Annotated in this window: 14 protein-coding genes; 6 read left to right on the plus strand and 8 right to left on the minus strand. The window is 59.9% G+C overall.

The genetic code is table 11. From position 1 onward, the window contains the following. Positions 1-159: 159 nt before the first annotated feature. Genes AACT07_RS03355 through AACT07_RS03365 form a run of 3 tightly spaced genes read right to left on the minus strand, consistent with a single transcriptional unit; the run spans position 160 to position 3,867 of the window. On the minus strand, positions 160-1,848 hold the full coding sequence (locus AACT07_RS03355; RefSeq protein WP_069526592.1) for an N-acetylmuramoyl-L-alanine amidase: 1,689 nt from the start codon (positions 1,846-1,848) through the stop codon (positions 160-162). Between the two features lie 23 nt (positions 1,849-1,871). Then, positions 1,872-2,345: a tRNA (adenosine(37)-N6)-threonylcarbamoyltransferase complex ATPase subunit type 1 TsaE gene (gene tsaE / locus AACT07_RS03360; RefSeq protein WP_005358296.1), complete on the minus strand. Its 474-nt coding sequence runs from the start codon at positions 2,343-2,345 to the stop codon at positions 1,872-1,874. Between the two features lie 10 nt (positions 2,346-2,355). After that, positions 2,356-3,867: a bifunctional ADP-dependent NAD(P)H-hydrate dehydratase/NAD(P)H-hydrate epimerase gene (locus AACT07_RS03365; RefSeq protein ID WP_069526593.1), complete on the minus strand. Its 1,512-nt coding sequence runs from the start codon at positions 3,865-3,867 to the stop codon at positions 2,356-2,358. A gap of 60 nt (positions 3,868-3,927) precedes the next feature. Here AACT07_RS03365 and queG point away from each other — a divergent pair, with 60 nt between their 5' ends. Together queG and ppgK are read left to right on the plus strand one after the other, a co-directional pair. Continuing rightward, complete coding sequence (queG, locus tag AACT07_RS03370; protein WP_069526594.1) at positions 3,928-5,082, plus strand: tRNA epoxyqueuosine(34) reductase QueG; 1,155 nt, start codon at positions 3,928-3,930, stop codon at positions 5,080-5,082. Between the two features lie 111 nt (positions 5,083-5,193). After that, positions 5,194-5,934: a polyphosphate--glucose phosphotransferase gene (gene ppgK, locus AACT07_RS03375; RefSeq protein ID WP_069526595.1), complete on the plus strand. Its 741-nt coding sequence runs from the start codon at positions 5,194-5,196 to the stop codon at positions 5,932-5,934. Positions 5,935-6,038: 104 nt separating this feature from the next. Here ppgK and AACT07_RS03380 read toward each other — a convergent pair whose 3' ends face one another. Beyond that, entirely contained in the window at positions 6,039-6,494 is a 456-nt protein-coding gene (locus AACT07_RS03380) for a hypothetical protein (protein ID WP_043822996.1), read from the minus strand. A 505-nt stretch (positions 6,495-6,999) separates the two neighbouring features. Here AACT07_RS03380 and metN point away from each other — a divergent pair. From metN to rfaH, 4 genes are all read left to right on the plus strand, one after another. Continuing rightward, positions 7,000-8,043, plus strand: coding sequence for a methionine ABC transporter ATP-binding protein MetN (gene metN, locus AACT07_RS03385; RefSeq protein WP_005349261.1), 1,044 nt, complete (start codon positions 7,000-7,002; stop codon positions 8,041-8,043). After that, complete coding sequence (locus AACT07_RS03390; protein WP_005339070.1) at positions 8,024-8,677, plus strand: methionine ABC transporter permease; 654 nt, start codon at positions 8,024-8,026, stop codon at positions 8,675-8,677. The genes metN and AACT07_RS03390 overlap by 20 nt, the downstream gene beginning before the upstream one ends. Before the next feature lie 25 nt (positions 8,678-8,702). Further along, positions 8,703-9,503 carry a methionine ABC transporter substrate-binding lipoprotein MetQ gene (gene metQ, locus AACT07_RS03395; protein WP_005339072.1) on the plus strand — a complete coding sequence of 267 codons (801 nt, stop codon included), beginning with the start codon at positions 8,703-8,705 and terminating at the stop codon, positions 9,501-9,503. 96 nt (positions 9,504-9,599) lie between these two features. Next, a complete protein-coding gene (rfaH, locus tag AACT07_RS03400; protein ID WP_005339074.1) occupies positions 9,600-10,100 on the plus strand; it encodes a transcription/translation regulatory transformer protein RfaH in 501 nt (166 codons plus the stop codon). 59 nt (positions 10,101-10,159) lie between these two features. Here rfaH and AACT07_RS03405 read toward each other — a convergent pair whose 3' ends face one another. From AACT07_RS03405 to arcB, 4 genes are all read right to left on the minus strand, one after another. After that, positions 10,160-12,136, minus strand: a complete 1,977-nt coding sequence (locus AACT07_RS03405) for a HAMP domain-containing methyl-accepting chemotaxis protein (protein WP_069526596.1) — start codon at positions 12,134-12,136, stop codon at positions 10,160-10,162. Positions 12,137-12,410: 274 nt separating this feature from the next. After that, positions 12,411-12,614: a hypothetical protein gene (locus tag AACT07_RS03410; protein ID WP_005349248.1), complete on the minus strand. Its 204-nt coding sequence runs from the start codon at positions 12,612-12,614 to the stop codon at positions 12,411-12,413. 315 nt (positions 12,615-12,929) lie between these two features. Beyond that, complete coding sequence (dgt, locus tag AACT07_RS03415) at positions 12,930-14,294, minus strand: dGTPase (protein ID WP_069526597.1); 1,365 nt, start codon at positions 14,292-14,294, stop codon at positions 12,930-12,932. Between the two features lie 51 nt (positions 14,295-14,345). Then, positions 14,346-16,658 (minus strand): aerobic respiration two-component sensor histidine kinase ArcB, encoded by a 2,313-nt coding sequence (gene arcB, locus AACT07_RS03420; protein WP_005339096.1) that lies wholly within the window; start codon positions 16,656-16,658, stop codon positions 14,346-14,348. Between the last annotated feature and the right edge of the window lie 127 nt (positions 16,659-16,785).

Consider the following 16,785-nt stretch of genomic DNA (forward strand, 5'->3'; position numbering starts at 1 on the left):
TTAAGGCTCCAGGAGGGCCGCTCCACCACCTCTCCACCAACCGGAATCTGGTTGGCAAGGATAGGGGGCAATATACGGATCGGCATCATTTACTCCTGAATTTCAATCTTGCTGATGGTATTCGCTAACAGCGGGAGCGGCATCACCCGCTCCCGCGCGTCAGTTTTGCGGAATGTAGAGCACCTGCCCTACCTGAATATTCCGCGACTTGAGCTTGTTGATCTCTACCAGCCGAGCCTGACTCACCCCATGTTTCTCTGCAAGGCGGGAGAGGCTCTCGCCCCGCTTGACCACATGGCGGATCATCTGCGACTTGTCGTCACTGCGAACGGGGGCGGCAGCGCGGCTCTGCCCTTGCTGGGGAATATAGATTGTTTGACCAATCTGAATATCCCGGCTGCGCAGCTGGTTGATCTCCACCAAAGTAGACTGACTCACCCCATGCTTCTCGGCAAGGCGGGAGAGGCTCTCGCCCCGTTTGACCACATGGCGGAGCATCCGCGATTTGTCATAGTCCCCCACACTGCTGACCGGTGCACCGCTCTCCTGCGCTGCCGCCGAGTAAGGCTTGATCACCCCGGCGCCAGAGCCGCTCCCAGCACCGCCGTCGCGGGCGGTGGCGGGCATCTTGTTGGTCACTACCGGCTGCGACTGTGTCTGCCTGGGCTGGCTCACCGGCTGCCGGGCTACCGGTGCAGGGCGAGTAGCGGCAGGTTGGCTCACCTGCCCCTTGCCGGTCAGCATGGCCCCCTTGGTCGGGTGGGCGCGGTAGTAGTTGCGGATCCCCTCGAAGATGGCGCGGGCGAGCTGGTCCTGATAGCTGGCGGTGGCCAGCAGCTTCTCTTCCGCATGGTTGGAGATAAAACCGGTCTCCACCAGCACCGAGGGAATATCCGGCGCCTTCAGCACAGCCAGACTGGCGTGCTCCGGCGCCTTCTTGTGCAGTCGGGCAACCTTGCCCATGGAGCGCAGGATCTGGCGGCTGACGTCATACCCTTCGGCACGGGACTTGTCCATTGAGAGGTCGAGGAAGGTCTGTGCCAGATAGGGGTTGGGATCGGATTCCGCCAACACCTTGCCGACACCGCCCAGCAGCTCGCCCTGCTTCTCCTGCTTCTCCAGCCAGCTGCCCATCTCGCGGTTGGCACGGTTGGTCGAGAGGACCCAGACCGAGGCGCCGCGCGGGGTCGAGTTATGAAAACTGTCTGCATGGATAGAGACCAGCAGATCCGCCTTGGCCTTGCGGGCAATCTCGGAGCGCTTGTTGAGATCGACGAAGTAGTCGCCACGACGGGTCATCACGGCACGCATCCCCGGCTCGCGGTCGATCAGTGCCGCCAGCTTCTGGGAGACCGCCAGCGTGACCCGCTTCTCGTAGGTACGGCGCGGGCCGATGGAGCCTGGGTCTTCCCCGCCGTGGCCCGGGTCGATGGCAATCACCACCCCTTTGCCCTTGCCACCGACAGGCGTAGATTGCACCGCTGCCGCCGAGCGCTTCTCTTCATAAGGCAGGTCGATGACCAGACGGTGGCCATAGGGTCCGGCAGGCGCCAGCGGAAAGACCACCGGTTTGATGGCGGAGCTGAGATCCATCACCAGCCGCAGACCGCCCTTCTCCAGCGGAGTGCTCTGGCGGATCTTGCGCACCAGTTCGCTGTTGTTCTCGATCCGGGCCAGATTGGCGGCGTTGCTCGCCCCTTTCAGATCGATCACCAGCCGATCCGGGCCGGTGAGGGTGAAGTAGTTGTAATTGGGGGCGCTGCTCATATCGAGCACCACCCGGGTGTTATCCGGTGATGGCCAGATTCGTACGCTCTTGAGCTGATTCGCCCAAGAGGGTAACGCCATCAAAGAGAGAGCAATAACAAGGATCAAGCGCACGTAGATGACAACCGTTCCAGAATGGCTTCGCCAATAGCAGAGCGAGCCTCTATCAGAACCTCGCGCTGCTCGCCTACATAAGTGAGGGTAATTTCCAGGTCGGGAGCCGGTAACCAGCCCTCGCCCTTCTCGGACCACTCCACCAGACAGAGAGTGTTGGCGGCAAAATAGTCCCGAATGCCCATGAATTCCAGCTCTTCCGGATCTGCCAGGCGATAGAGATCAAAATGGTAGACCTGCCAGCCATCGAGCTCATAGGGTTCGACCAGGGTGTAAGTCGGGCTTTTTACCTTGCCCTGATGGCCAAGGCCCTGCACCCAGCCGCGGGTCAGGGTGGTTTTACCGGCGCCAAGCGTGCCATGCAAAAACACTGTGGTCGCCTGCTGGCAAGCCTGTGCCAGACGGCCACCCAGTGCCACGGTTGCCGCCTCGTCCGGCAGTGTCATCATCAACTGTTTTGCCATGTTCTTCTTTTTAACTTGTAATGGTGTCGGGATTAACCAGTTTGCGGATCAGGGGCAGCAAGTCTGACGCCAGCATGCCCCGCTCGCCGTCAGCGGCGGCCTGATCTGCAGCCTCGCCGTGGATCACGGCGCCCAGCCAGCTTGCCATGGTGGCAGACCAGCCCTGGGCCAAAAGGGCGGCGATTATACCAGATAACAGATCGCCCATGCCGCCACTTGCCATGCCGGGATTGCCTTCACAACAGAGAGCGACCCGCTCGCCGTCATAAATAAGTGTTCCCGCCCCTTTTAACAACACCACACCGCCATAACGCCGCTGCAGCGCCTGCACGGCGGCAAACCGGTCGGTTTCAATCTCGGCAATGGTGCATCCCAGCAGGCGCGCCGCTTCGCCGGGATGGGGCGTGAGCACCCAATTATCCTGATGGCGGGGAGATTGCGCCAGCCAATTCAATCCATCGGCGTCCAAAACCAGTGGCAGCCGTTCGGTGAGATAACGGACGATTTGCGCGCTTCCCCACTCATCCTGACCGAGGCCGGGACCGATGACCCGCACCGACGCCCACCCCTCGTCACCAGCGCTGGTGAGGCTCATCAGTTCGGGTTGGTAGAGGCTGACCGGCGGATGATCCGGATGCTGACACACCCTCACCAGCCCGGCCCCCGCCCGCAGGCAGGCGCGGGCAGCCAGCACGATGGCCCCCTGCATGCCGCGATTGCCCCCCACCAGCAGCACCTTGCCATAAGAGCCCTTGTGGGAAGCGCGCGGGCGCGGGGTCAGCTGAGTGCTGAGCAGCGGATAATCGATACGCCAGGCAGCGGGCAGCATAGTGTCATCAGGCGTCACGCCAAGGGGATCGCAGTCGAGCTGGCCGACGCAATCCACCCCGTCGCCAGTGAGCATCCCCTGCTTGATACCGATAAAGGTGAGGGTGCGAGTGGCCTGCACCACGGCCCCCATGGCACGGCCGGTATCGCCGTTGAGGCCGGAGGGGAGATCCACCGCCAGCACGGGCACAGCCAAGCTATTGATTGTTGCGACGACCTTTGTCAGTAGTGGCGAGAGGGGCGTGTTGACGCCGGTGCCAAACAGGGCATCAACCACCAGATCCGGGGCGGAGTGTTGGGTATCATCAAACTGCTCGGCCAGCCAGACCCGACCACCGGCCGCCAGCCACTCATCGGCGGCCCGTCTGGCATCCCCCTTAAGCTGGTCGGGTGCTCTGGCGGCAATCACCACCACCTCGATGCCAATCTGGCGGGCAAGGCGGGCCAGCACATAGCCATCACCGCCGTTATTACCGGGGCCGACGAAGATCCACCAACAGCGACTGTCGGGCCAATGCAGGGTGGCATAGGTGCGCAGCGCGGCACCAGCTCGCTCCATCAGGGCATAGAGAGGTTGCCCCTCATCCGCGGCCCAGTTGCGCTCCAGTGTGCGGATCTGTTCAGTCTGCCACAGCCCCTGTGGTAAACTGCACCCCTCTTTTGTGCCCAACGCGCCCCTGATGATCTCTACCATGACGGCTCCCGCCTCTTATCAATCGACCCACGCCAGCAAACACCGGCCAGGCCAAGCCGCATGAGCGCACCTGACTTCCACCAGCTGGCTCACGATATCAAGCTCTGGGCACGGGAGCTAGGTTTTGACCAGGCGGGCATCACCGACACCGACCTGCGTATCGAAGAGCCGAGATTGCAGGCCTGGCTGGATGCGGGCTATCACGGCAGCATGGATTACATGGCGCGCCACGGCATGATGCGGGCGCGCCCCCACGAGCTGCTGCCGGGCACGGTGCGGGTGTTGTCGGTGCGGATGAACTACCTGCCGTTCGAGGCGGGTTTTGCCGCCACCCTGCGCGATCCGACCCTCGGCTATATCAGCCGCTATGCTCTCGGTCGCGACTACCACAAGGTACTGCGCAACCGGCTCAAACAGCTGGGTGATCGCATTGAAGCGCGCTGCGCCGAGCTGTTTCAAGGCTCTGAAGAGACCTTGGGTGAGTGGCGCCCCTTCGTCGACTCCGCCCCCATCCTCGAGCGGCCACTGGCAGCCAAGGCGGGCCTCGGCTGGGTTGGCAAACACTCACTGCTGCTCAACGAATCGGCCGGCTCCTTCTTCTTTCTCGGTGAGCTGTTGCTCAACCTGCCGCTGCCGCTCGACCAGCCAGTGGAGAAGGAGCAGTGCGGCAAGTGCGTCGCCTGCATCAACATCTGCCCGACCGGCGCCATTGTTGCCCCTTATGTGGTGGATGGCCGCCGCTGCATCTCCTATCTCACCATCGAGAACGACGGTCCTATTCCGGAAGAGTTCAGGCCCCTGATGGGCAACCGCATCTACGGCTGCGACGACTGCCAGCTTATCTGCCCCTGGAATCGCTACGCCGATGCCAGCCCGGAACCCGACTTCAGCCCGCGCCCCAGCCTGCACCGACCGCCCCTGCTGGCACTGTGGCGCTGGAGCGAGAGCGAGTTTCTCAAACAGACCGAGGGGAGCCCGATCCGCCGCATCGGTTACCAGCGCTGGCGCCGCAATCTGGCTGTCGCCCTTGGCAATGGCCCGGCGACTCCCGAGGTGATCGCGGCCCTACAACTGGGGCTGACCACCGCCGAACCCATGGTGGCCGAACATATCGAATGGGCGCTGGCCACCCTTGCCCGGCGTCAGGATGAAGAGAACAAGAAGACCCGTTTGCTGATCCGCTGCATCGAAAAAGGTCTGTCGGATCACGCATAAGTGATCTGCCCCTTGCCGGATTGCAGCACTTTTTTCATGCTCTGCCGACCTGCAGTGCCCATAACAGCGTGGTCACTGCAAACTGGTCGGCACACAACAAGGACAACACAGATGCATATGTTGGGAGTGGATATTGGAGGCTCAGGGATCAAGGGCTGTCTGGTCGATACCAAAACCGGCGAATTGATTGGCGAGCGCCATCGCATTGCCACACCGCAACCGGCCACCCCGGCCGCCATCGCCCATACCCTCAAGGCGCTGGTCGAACATTTCGACTGGAAAGGACCGGTGGGCTGCGGCTTTCCCGCCACCATACACAACGGGGTTGCCAAGAGTGCCGCCAACATCGACAAGAGCTGGATCGAAACCGATGCCGAGCATCTGTTTGCCGATGTCACCGGCAAGCCCTGCTATGTGCTGAATGATGCCGATGCAGCCGGTCTGGCCGAGATGCGCTTTGGCGCCGGCAAGGATCGCAAGGGGGTCATCATCCTCATCACGGTCGGTACCGGTATCGGCACCGCCATCTTCGTCAACGGCCATCTGCTGCCCAACACCGAGCTGGGCCATCTGATGCTGGAAGGAATGGTCGCCGAGCACTACTACTCCGATGCGGCGCGCAAACGGGAGGATCTCTCCTGGAACCGCTGGGGCAAGCGCTTCAACAAGTATCTGGCGCGCCTTGAGTTTCTCTTCTCCCCCGACCTCTTCATTCTGGGGGGCGGCAGCGCAGCCAAGCTGGATAAGTTTGTCGATCGCATCGAGACCCGGGCACCGCTGATTCCGGCGGCCAGCCTCAATCAGGCAGGCATTATCGGGGCCGCCCTCTACGCGGCCGAGCAGCAGGGCTAACCGACGCTCACTGCAAGTCAGCAGATACCAATGGAAAGGGCCCGGCACTGCTGCCGGGCCCTTTTGTTTTGCTGTCATCTTGCGTGTTTGGTGCTTATCACCCGTTACATGTCGTCGAGTCGGTGCACTCCGTGCACCAGTCGAGTCAGGCGGGTCTGCTCCAGCCCAGCCAGATTCTCGAGCAAAGCGGTGGTGGCCGGTGTCGGGCACTCCCGGGCCAGATGGCTCAGCTCGCCCACCAGCTGCTCTTCCCAACGGCATACCTGAGTGACGATATCCTGGGTCTGGACTGATGCCGGCAGCTCGAAGCGGGTAATGGCAGGCAGCATATCCTCGCTGAAACTCTGGTTCAGCCAGGTCTCCCTGACCGCCTCTCCCAGCTGAGCAGCATATTCGTGCAGATGGGCACTGGCCGCATCCTCACGTCCTTGCAGATAGACCAGCAACATCCGGCTGCGTTCGCTGTCCACCTGACTGGTCAAACGCCCGTAACAGAGTCCGAGCTGGTGATGAACCTGCTCAAGATAGTGCAGCAACTCTTTGATCTGTTGGAATCTCATCGCACTGCCCTCCATGCTTGTCGACAACATCAGTATAAAAAAACGGCGCCACCGACCCAATCCCTATCCGTGCCCCCCTTGCGCTGCATCAAGGTTGACGCCGACAAAGTGGCCGTCAGGTGAGCCTGTCACGAATAGGGAACGATTTGTGCAGCAATTTGTGCAACGATGGAGGAGCATTAAGCTCGACAGCAGATGTGAACAGAAACGGGCTGGCACACTAATAAAACCAGCATATACCCGATATAAACCATCTTTAATTCGGTCATATCCCGTATGGACGAAACAGGATCTGGCAGAGCAACAATACCATCCTGATCGTTATCCGCCTGACAGAAATCCTTATCACTTTTTTAGACGTCTAGACGTAAAAACATGCGTTGACATGGCCATCCAGACATCTTAGCATCATCCTCCATGATGACAGAGTAACCCAGTGGAACCTCTGCCCAATTTCCCCGCCTGTAGCGCCCTGTGCTTTAAGGCTGTTAGCACGGAAGAATCCATGATTAAGTTGATCGGTCTCAACAAAGTCTACGGTACAGGCAGTGACGCCGTGCACGCCCTGCGTGATGTGAGTCTGCATGTACCCCAAGGCAAAATTTTCGGGGTGATCGGTGCCTCCGGTGCCGGCAAGAGTACCCTCATTCGTTGTGTCAACCTGCTGGAGCGCCCGACAGAGGGACAGGTGATTGTCGATGGCCAGGATCTGGTCGCCCTGAGCGAACGGGATCTGACCCAGGCTCGCCGCCAGATCGGGATGATTTTCCAGCACTTCAACCTGCTTGCCTCCCGCACCGTGTTTGCCAACATCGCCTTTCCGCTGGAGCTGGCAGGCTGGAGCAAAGAGAAGATCCAGCAACGGGTTGCCGAACTGCTGACGCTGGTCGGGCTGGAAGCCCGTGCCCAGGCCTATCCATCCGAGCTTTCCGGCGGTCAGAAACAGCGCGTCGCCATTGCCCGCGCACTGGCACCGGCCCCCAAGGTGCTGCTCTGCGACGAGGCCACCTCGGCCCTCGACCCGCAGACCACCCGCTCGATCCTGACCCTGCTCAAGGAGATCAACGTCAAGCTGGGGCTCACCATTCTGCTCATCACCCACGAGATGGATGTGGTGAAAGGGATTTGTGACGAAGTGGCCATCATCAGCGACGGCCGTCTGATCGAACAGGGCGAAGTGGCCTGGTTCTTCAGCAATGCCAAGACCCAGCTGGCCCGTGACTTCATCCACTCCACCATCCATCTGGAGGTACCGCAGGAGTATCAGGATCGGATGAGCAGTGAGCGGGTGCCGGGCAGCTACCCGCTGGTGAAGCTCGGCTTTACCGGCAGCACGGTCGATACGCCGCTCATCTCCGAGGCGAGCCGCCGTTTCAACATCGACATCAGCATACTGAGCGCAGACATCGAATACGCAGGTGGCGTCAAATTCGGTTTCCTGCTGGCAGAACTGTTCGGGGATGAAGCCCAGTGCGAGGCGACCCAGCAGTTCCTCATCGACAATCACATTCAGCTGGAGGTAATGGGTTATGTCCGAAGCCATGATTAATCTGCTCATCACGGCCCTGGGCGACACCCTGATCATGGTGTTTGCCTCCGCCCTGTTCGGCTGCCTGCTGGGTCTGCCGCTCGGCGTGGCACTGCATGTGACCAAGGCGGGCCAGATCCTGGCCAACCCCTTGCTCAACCGTACTCTGGGCATGGTGGTCAACGTGGGTCGCTCGGTGCCCTTTATCATCCTGCTGGTCGCCATCATTCCGCTGACCCGGCTGATTGTCGGCACCAGTATCGGCACCATCGCTGCCATCGTGCCGCTGACTGTCGGTTGCATCCCTTTCATTGCCCGTCTGGTGGAAGGGGCCCTGATGGAAGTGCCGGACGGCCTGCTTGAAGCGGCCAAGGCGATGGGCGCCAAGCCGCTGCAAATTATCACCAAGGTGCTGCTGCCCGAGGCTCTGCCCGGCATCCTCAACAGTGTCACCATTACCCTCGTCACTCTGGTGAACTACTCGGCCATGGCAGGGGCCATCGGTGGCGGTGGTCTGGGGGATGTGGGTATTCGTTATGGTTATCAGCGCTTTGACCCGACCGTCATGCTGGTGACTGTGGTTATCCTGGTAGTACTGGTTCAACTTATCCAGAGCGCGGGTGAGCGCCTGGTCAACAAATGTGATCATCGTTAATCGTCGATTTCTGACAGGAGGTTTTATGAAATTTGGCATCAAATCCGTTGCGGCTGCCCTGCTGGCTGGTCTGGTTCTGGCCGGTTGCGGTCAAAAAGAAGAGAGCAAGGTTCTGAAAGTGGGCGCTATTGCCGGACCGGAGACCGAACTGGTTGAAGTGGCTGCCAAGGTAGCCAAAGAGAAATACGGTCTGACAGTCGAAGTGGTCAACTTCTCCGACTACGTCACCCCGAACGTGGCGCTGAACGATGGCAGCATCGACGTCAACGCTTTCCAGCACAAACCCTATCTGGATGCGCAAGTACGTGATCGCGGCTTCAAGCTGGTGCCGGTTGGCAACACCTTCGTCTATCCGATTGCCGGTTACTCGAAGAAAATCAAGGCGCTGAGCGAGCTGCAAGATGGCGCCCAGATCGCGGTACCGAACGATCCGACCAACCTGGGCCGCTCCCTGATCCTGCTGGCAAAACAGGGTCTGATCACCCTGAAGGATGGTGCCGGTCTGGAAGCGACCGTGCTGGATATCGCCAGCAACCCGCGCAACTTCAAGATTGTCGAGCTGGAAGCAGCCCAACTGCCGCGCTCGCTGGAAGATGTGGATCTCGCTATCATCAACAACACCTTCGCCGGTCAGATTGGTCTGACCCCGACCGAGAACGGCCTGTTTGTTGAGGACAAAGAGTCCCCCTACGTCAACCTGATCGTCGCCCGCGACAACAACAAGGATGACGAGAAGGTCAAACAGTTCGTACAAGCTTTCCAGACCGATGATGTCTACAAGAAAGGTCTCGAGCTGTTCAAAGGCGGCCTGGTAAAAGGTTGGTAATTGCTCACTCGGCAAAAAAGGCCACGCAATGCGTGGCCTTTTTTATTGGCGCCGCTATCATATCCGCGAGCACGGCAACACGAACATACTCATAACATGAAAAAATGGTATCTGGCCTACTGCAAGCCAAAAGAAGAGGCCCGCGCCCGCGCCCACCTCGATGCCCAGGGTATCGAATCCTATTACCCCATGGTGGAGATCGAGAAGCTGCGCCGGGGCAAGCGAGTTCCGGTACGGGAACCCATGTTCCCCAACTATCTGTTTATCTTCGTTGATTTGGAAGAGGTGACACCGGTCACCCTGAAATCGACCCGCGGCATCAGCCGGATCATCCACTTTGGCAGTGAATGGACCCCCATCAGCAGCAAGCTGGTCTATCAGCTGATGAGCCGCGATGATAGCGACGAGGCGAGAGCTAGCTACGCCAGCCTGCCCTGCTCGGGCGACAAGGTGCTGATTGAAGAGGGGCCGCTTGCCGGCTTCGAAGCCATCTATATGGAGCCGGATGGAGAGAAACGGGCGATTTTGCTGGTCAGCCTGCTCAACCGGGAGACTACCAGCAGCTTCGACAACCACACCTTCAGACGTCTGGACTAAACCCACGGGCCAGACGGCCCGGTGAATGGCAATAGCAATGGCGGGATGATCCCGCCATCTCACGCATCAAGATCAAAGCGGGCGATGACCGCCTGCAGCTTGCCGGTATCGCCAGCCAGTCTGGCTACGATCTCCTCCCCCTGCTGACTGCGCTGACAAGATTGCCGACTGAGCGCGGCAATGTCGTCGACCGTCCCGGATACCTCGGCGGCCACCCGCGACTGCTGCTCGGTTGCCACCGAAATGGCCTCCAGCTGGCCCGACAGCGACTGTACCAGCTGGTTCATGGCACTCAGGGTATCGGTCACCAATCCAACTGCATCCCGCCCTTGCTCTACCAACCGGGTACCGCTGCTGACGGTACTTACCGTCTGGCGAGTCTGCTGGGAGATGGCCGCAATAGTCTGGCTGATCTCGGCGGTTGATTGATGGGTGCGGGTCGCCAGCTGGCGCACCTCGTCGGCCACCACCGCAAAACCGCGCCCCTGCTCGCCTGCCCGCGCCGCTTCTATCGCCGCATTGAGTGCCAGCAGATTGGTCTGCTCGGCTATAGTGGCGATCACCTCGGTGATCTGCCCCACCTGTTCACTCTGATGCTCCAGCAGCCCCATGGCTTCGTTGGCCTGTCCAATCATGGCGGCAATCTGCTGCATGGTATCGCTCATTCGTGCCAGCGCGGCCTCTCCCTGACGGGTCTGCTGCCGCACCTGATGGGCACCATCCGCCACACCGGCAATGTTGCCAGCCACATCACGAGCACTCACCGACATCTGATCGATAGCCGCCGCCACCGCATCGACCCGCTGATCCTGCTCCGTCAGATCCGCCACTATGGCTCTGGTAGTGCTGCCCACATCGAGACAGGCCACCTCGACCTGCCCCACTGCGCCCTGCAACTCCCCGACCAGATGATGTAACTGGGCAGACATCCGGTTGATGGAACCAGTCAATTCTCCCAACTCATCCTGCCCTGTGATTGGCAAGGGCTCGGCCGCCAGCCGGCCATCCGCAACCTGCCCCGCCCGGGTCACCAGACAGGCAATGTCACGGGTCAGACGGCGACTAAAGAGCCAAGCGACCACCATGCCAAGCACGATGGCGCTGCCGGTAGCCAACAGCAGTGTCTGGTTGATGGCCCTCCCAGCTCCGGTCATCTGCGCCGAAATCTGATCCACCTCGGCACGGGTTTTCCCCACCTGCTGGACCAGCTGCTCGCTGAGGCTGGACTGCATCGGCTCGATGTCGGTGGCCATCAGGTAGTTTGCCTGATCCCAATCCGGCGCCTGGCGTTTCTCGATCACCTGCCCCACCAGCTCGGAGAAAGGGGTCACCATCTCTTCAAACAGCTGCCAGAGGCTCTGCTGGGTGTCGGTAAAGAGCGCGGCTTGCTGTTTAACCTCAGCCACACGCTGCTGATGAAACTGGTAGTAATCCTGATACTTGCTGCGGTATTCGGGGTCGCCTGAGATAAGAAAATCCCGCAGGGCTGAGAGGGCGTTGGCGAGGCTGTTGTAGGCATCCCCCACCTGTTTGAGCAGCATGCGGCGATCGCCGGAGAGTTGATCCTGCGGAGTGCCAACTTCTTCATTGGCAAAGGATTGCAGCTGATCGAGCGCAGCCTCCGCCAGCGGCCCCGCCTCCTGCAGCATCAGGGTGTGAGCGGGCAGATTCTCTTCACTCTGGGCGATGGTCCACACCTTCTCCTGATGGCTTTTGAAGGTCTCGAGAGACTTGGCGAGCGCCGGACTGAAGGCCTGATGGGCAATGGCCTGCCAGGCCGACTCCCACTCCTGCTTGAGGCGGGAAGCCTGAGCCGGATCCTTGCCGAGGATCAGATAGCCACGCAAGGCAGAAACGGTGGCAACCAGCGCCTTCTGGCTCGCCTCATCCCGCTGCAAAGCGGGCAGCGCCTGCTCCAGCAGGGTGTGTTGGGCCTGATTGATCTGGGTCAGCCGGTAATAGACCAGCGTGGAGGAGAGCAGGATCAGCAGGTTGATAAAACCGAAGCTGAGCAGCAACTTGCTTGAGATTTTCATGAACATCCTTGTTCAAACGGAGGGATCCAGCCAACAGAATCAGATAGATATCAGTGTAGGCAATCTATCTTGCCAAGTCCGGTGCCAATTAGCCAATTCACTGCGTAATGACTTGACGGCCCACAACAACGTGGCCAGATCGCCGTGCATAGAACTACGACACAGCAATTCAACCTCAACGTTTATCCTTGCCTGACCCTCACAGGACCAAACAAAAATGGCAGACCGGAGTCTGCCATCAATGCCAAGAAAGGGGCCATACAAGCCCCTTTCATCAGGTTATTCGATTCCCGAGGCGGAAGCCGGTTTGATACTCCCGCTCGCGAACGAGGGCGATTTGACCCTGATATCCTTCCAGCCCGATATCCCTGAGCAGGGCGGGTGACAAATTGACCTGCACGAGACGACGCTCAACCCGAGCAATCCTTCTCTGGACCAGGGATTCAACACTGCGCAGTAAAACCAGTTCGATAGACATGACATTCTCCAGTTGAACATGCGGTTCTCCCGGAGAAAGTGGATATCACCCTGCGGGATGAACCGCGGGTGATAAAAAGACAGGGGTTACCTGTTTACGCCACGCGGTAAAAGAGCACGAGATTTCACGCCGCACGCAGTGCCGCGAGAGAATGCAATATTAAGCATCAGATGTTGCATTTTTGTCTCCTTACCGGGTAAAAGTTGAACAGGTTGCAGAAGTCTAAAAAATATCCGAATTTAAAACAAGCCTCTTGCGACTCCTTTTTAAACGTTTTTACGGCATTTTATGCTGCCCGAAGGGGAGCTTGGGGCATCAGATCCCCGAGAGTAGCCGGTACTCTTCCAGTACATAGGTATCCGTCATGCCGCTAACATAATCGAGCAGCAGCCGCACCCGGTAATACCACTCCTGCTCGTTCTGGCAGGCAAAACGTGGATCCGGGGTGGCGATCGCCAATCGATAGGCCTTGAGATGGCGGGCCGAGAGGCGGTGATAGAGGCGGCGCGCAAAGAAAAGCGTCTGACTCCCCTCCCCGGCCAGCAGACGGGCAAACTGTGGCGCTGGCAGCGACAACAGGCAGGCATAACTGGTCAGCACCCCGCGCAGCGCCGCATACCCCTCCAGCTCAAGCGCTTCCACCTCGGGGCGCATAAAGACCAGCTCGCGGGCCACCCGTTTGAGGATATCGAGCACCCGCGCCGCCGGCTCCTGACCGTGCAGCAGCGCTTGCGGATAGGAGCCCTGCAAAATGGCCTGATGTTCGCTGACATAGCTCTGCGCCGCCAGCGCAACCAGATCCCGGGTAAGTTGCTGGCGAAAATGGGGGAAAAAGCCCCGACCAGAAGCCAGCGCCTCATCCAGCAAGGTGCCCATGTAGTCACTCTGGTCAGCAGCTCGCAGCGCCGCCAGCAGTTCACCCTGAGTCAGGATCCGCCGATCTACCGCATCTTCCAGATCGGCGATGCAGTAGGAGATGTCATCGGCCGCCTCCATGATGTAAACCAGCGGATGACGGCAGCCGGGGGCCAATCCCAGGCACTGGCCGAGGGCCCGGTAGAGCGGCTGCTCGCTAAAGAAGATGCCCCGCTTGCTGCTCCAGCCATGATGCTGGCCATAGCTCACCCCGGGCTGGGGCTGCTGCGGGTATTTGCAGAGCGCTGCCAGTTGTCCGAGCGTCAGGTTGAGCTCGTGCAAGCTGTGCACCAGCCGCAGACTCTGGGCGTTGCCATCAAACAGTTGCAGATCCTGACGCAATTCCGCCCACTGGGCCGAGGGGTGCTGCGCCAGCGCCTGCTGATAGAGGGGATCGAGCATCTCGCCGAGCCACTGGCTCATCACCTGCTCGCCAAAGTGGCCAAACGGCGGGTTGCCCACGTCATGAAGCAGGCAGGACATCTCCACCAGATTGATAAAGGCCCCTTCGCAGACCATCCCGACTGGCAAGGCGGCCAGAATGCGGCGGCTGATCTGGCGACCGGTCTCCTGCACCTCCAGCGAGTGGGTGAGGCGACTGCGCACCGAGGCCTTCACATCGAGCGGAAAGACCTGGGTCTTCTGCTGCAACCGGCGCACCGGCGCCGCCTGCACTATACGGGCGCGATCCTGCTCGGTCGCCTCCAGCAGATCCTCGTCCCCCCAGGGGTGGATGCGCGCAGGGGTAATCAAACGGCTATACATCTCGCAGCTCCTTGCCAGCAACTTCCATCAGACTCAAGACAACCTCCAGCATCAAGACAGCAACCAGCGCCGCAGACGGGCGATATCGCCGGGATATTCCCGGCGCAGCGTCTCAATCCAGTCTTCCACGTTTTCCCACCAGGCGGGGTGATCCGGGCTCTGAATAAGCTGGGCTGTCTGCTGCAGTCGGCGCAGGCCAATGGAGCCTGCCGCCCCTTTTATCTTGTGTGCCTCTTCCACCACCCCCGCTTGATCCTTAGCAATCATGTTGGAGTCAAGCACCGCCATGTAGTCCGGCATCATCTTCTCGAACAGATCGACGCTGGAGAGCAGCACCGGTTTACCCACGGTATCGGCGTAATCGGTGAGGAAGGGGATATCCAGCAGGGCATCCTGATTGCCCGCATCCGCCTGCTCGTCCGCTTCATCCTCGGCCAGATCGGCAAACAGGTGGCCAATCACCTCCCGCACTGCTTTGGAGCCAAGCGGCTTGTTAATCACATCCTGCATGCCGTGATCCCGGTAGTACTGGCGATCACCGGTGGAGTTGGCGGTGAGTGCCACCATGGGCGGCAGGCTGTCGCCATAACGCTCCAGCAGGGTTTTCGCCACATCGAAGCCGGTCATGTCCGGCAGCTGGATATCGAGCAAAATGAGGTCGAAATCATCCGGGTTGGCCATCGCCAACGCCTGGGTGCCGTCCCGTGCCACCTGCACCTGATGACCCAGCTTGCCCAGCAGGGCGCAGGCCACCGTCACGTTAAGCTCCACATCCTCCACCAGCAGGATATCGAGGGAGGGCATCTCCTCCTCCTGCTCTGGCAACACAGGCTCGGCGCAAGCCACCTCCAGCTCGGCGGTAAAGCAGGAGCCTTCGCCCGGATCGCTGTCCACATAAAGCTGGCCGCCCATCGCCTGCACCAGCTGACGGGAGACCGCGAGGCCAATGCCGGTGCCGGTGGCGTGCTTCTTGCCCTGCACCTGATAGTACATGGCGAAGATCTTCTCCTGCTGGGCGCGCGGGATGCCGATGCCGGTATCCTCCACCTCGAAGTGCAGGGCCAGCTTGCCCGGCTCATCGGCGGGATGGGAGAGACAACGCACGGTGACGCCCCCCTCATCGGTAAACTTGACCGCATTGCCCACCAGATTCCACAGCACCTGACGCAGGCGGGTACCGTCAGCCATCACAAATTGCGGCATGTCGCCATCGCGATCGAAATGAAGATAGAGCCCCTTCTGCTCCGCCTGAATGCGCGACAGGGTCTCCAGCTCGTCGAGGAAGGCAGGCAGATCGATACGGGTCGGCGCAATTTCGAGACGACGGCGATCGAGTTTATCCAAGTCGATGATGTCGTTGAAGATATTGCCAAGGGTCACCGCACTCAGGTGAATGGTCTTGAGCTGCTGATGCTGCTTGGGATCGAGGGGAGTATCCATCAGCATCCGGCTTAAGCCCACGATGCCGTTGAGCGGGGTGCGCAACTCGTGGCTGATGGTGGAGATAAAGGTGGTCTTGTCGCGACTCGCCTTCTCAAGCTTGTCCTGATACTGCTTGCGCTCGGTGATATCGCGGCCAAAACCGAGCAGCCCGAGTCGCTTGCCGAAGCGGTCGAAGAAGGGCACCTTGCGCAGCTCGAAGTAGGCTTTACGGCCATCGGGATACTCCAGCCACTGCTCGTAGGTGAGCGGCTCGTTGCTGGCAAAAACCTGCTTGTCGGTCTCCACCACCTTGTTGGCGATCTCCTGCTTGTAGACATCGAACGGGGTCAGACCAATCAGCTCGGCCTCCACCTTGCCGGTCAGCTCCTCCATGGCGCGGTTGCAGCCGGAGAACTGCTCATCCTCGTTGCGGTAGTAGACCAGATCGGGGGAGCAGTCGATAAAGGAGCGCAGCAGGGCGGTGCGCTCCCCCAGATGGAGCTGGGCTTTCTCCCGCTGGAACACCTCGTTCTCGAGATCCTCGATGGCCTGCAGACGCAGACTCTCGGCCCGGTTGGTCTCGGCAATCTGGGCGTTGAGGCGGCTGATGTTCTCCTGCAGCTGGGTATTGAGCTCCAGATCCCGCTCGCGCATATCTTGCAGCTTGCGCACCATCCGGCTCAGTCGTTGACGGGAATCCTCCAGCTGATCCACCACGATGGAGAGAAAATAGACCGCCCAGGGGGTCACCAGCAGGCCAAAGAAGACCGAGCGAACGAAGTCGATCACATCGATATTGCCGCGCAGGAACAGGGTCACCCCCATCTGGATCGCGACCGCCAGCACGATAATGCCCGCCGCCAGGAACATGCTGAAGCGCACCAGTCCCAGCTTGGTCATCAGATCGACATAATATTGCGCCCAGGATTTAATCTGTTTCATCTTATTGTTTTCCCCCGATATTCGCGGTACAGAATACCAGCACAACCGAGTGAACTCTTCTTAATCTCGCACAATTAATTAACGATTCGCCGAATGAAATGAGTGGGTTAGGATAATTGGCAATATT

This window comes from Aeromonas sp. ANP5 (assembly GCF_963870295.1).
GTDB classification, from domain to species: Bacteria; Pseudomonadota; Gammaproteobacteria; order Enterobacterales; family Aeromonadaceae; genus Aeromonas; species Aeromonas veronii.

Coding starts and splice junctions, on each gene's coding strand:
- metN (WP_005349261.1), top strand. CDS start 7,000: ATGATTAAGTTGATCGGTCTCAACAAAGTCTACGGTACAGGCAGTGAC.
- queG (WP_069526594.1), top strand. CDS start 3,928: ATGAGCGCACCTGACTTCCACCAGCTGGCTCACGATATCAAGCTCTGG.
- rfaH (WP_005339074.1), top strand. CDS start 9,600: ATGAAAAAATGGTATCTGGCCTACTGCAAGCCAAAAGAAGAGGCCCGC.
- tsaE (WP_005358296.1), bottom strand. CDS start 2,345: ATGGCAAAACAGTTGATGATGACACTGCCGGACGAGGCGGCAACCGTG.
- ppgK (WP_069526595.1), top strand. CDS start 5,194: ATGCATATGTTGGGAGTGGATATTGGAGGCTCAGGGATCAAGGGCTGT.
- arcB (WP_005339096.1), bottom strand. CDS start 16,658: ATGAAACAGATTAAATCCTGGGCGCAATATTATGTCGATCTGATGACC.
- AACT07_RS03390 (WP_005339070.1), top strand. CDS start 8,024: ATGTCCGAAGCCATGATTAATCTGCTCATCACGGCCCTGGGCGACACC.
- AACT07_RS03405 (WP_069526596.1), bottom strand. CDS start 12,136: ATGAAAATCTCAAGCAAGTTGCTGCTCAGCTTCGGTTTTATCAACCTG.
- AACT07_RS03365 (WP_069526593.1), bottom strand. CDS start 3,867: ATGGTAGAGATCATCAGGGGCGCGTTGGGCACAAAAGAGGGGTGCAGT.
- metQ (WP_005339072.1), top strand. CDS start 8,703: ATGAAATTTGGCATCAAATCCGTTGCGGCTGCCCTGCTGGCTGGTCTG.
- dgt (WP_069526597.1), bottom strand. CDS start 14,294: ATGTATAGCCGTTTGATTACCCCTGCGCGCATCCACCCCTGGGGGGAC.
- AACT07_RS03380 (WP_043822996.1), bottom strand. CDS start 6,494: ATGAGATTCCAACAGATCAAAGAGTTGCTGCACTATCTTGAGCAGGTT.
- AACT07_RS03355 (WP_069526592.1), bottom strand. CDS start 1,848: ATGGCGTTACCCTCTTGGGCGAATCAGCTCAAGAGCGTACGAATCTGG.
- AACT07_RS03410 (WP_005349248.1), bottom strand. CDS start 12,614: ATGTCTATCGAACTGGTTTTACTGCGCAGTGTTGAATCCCTGGTCCAG.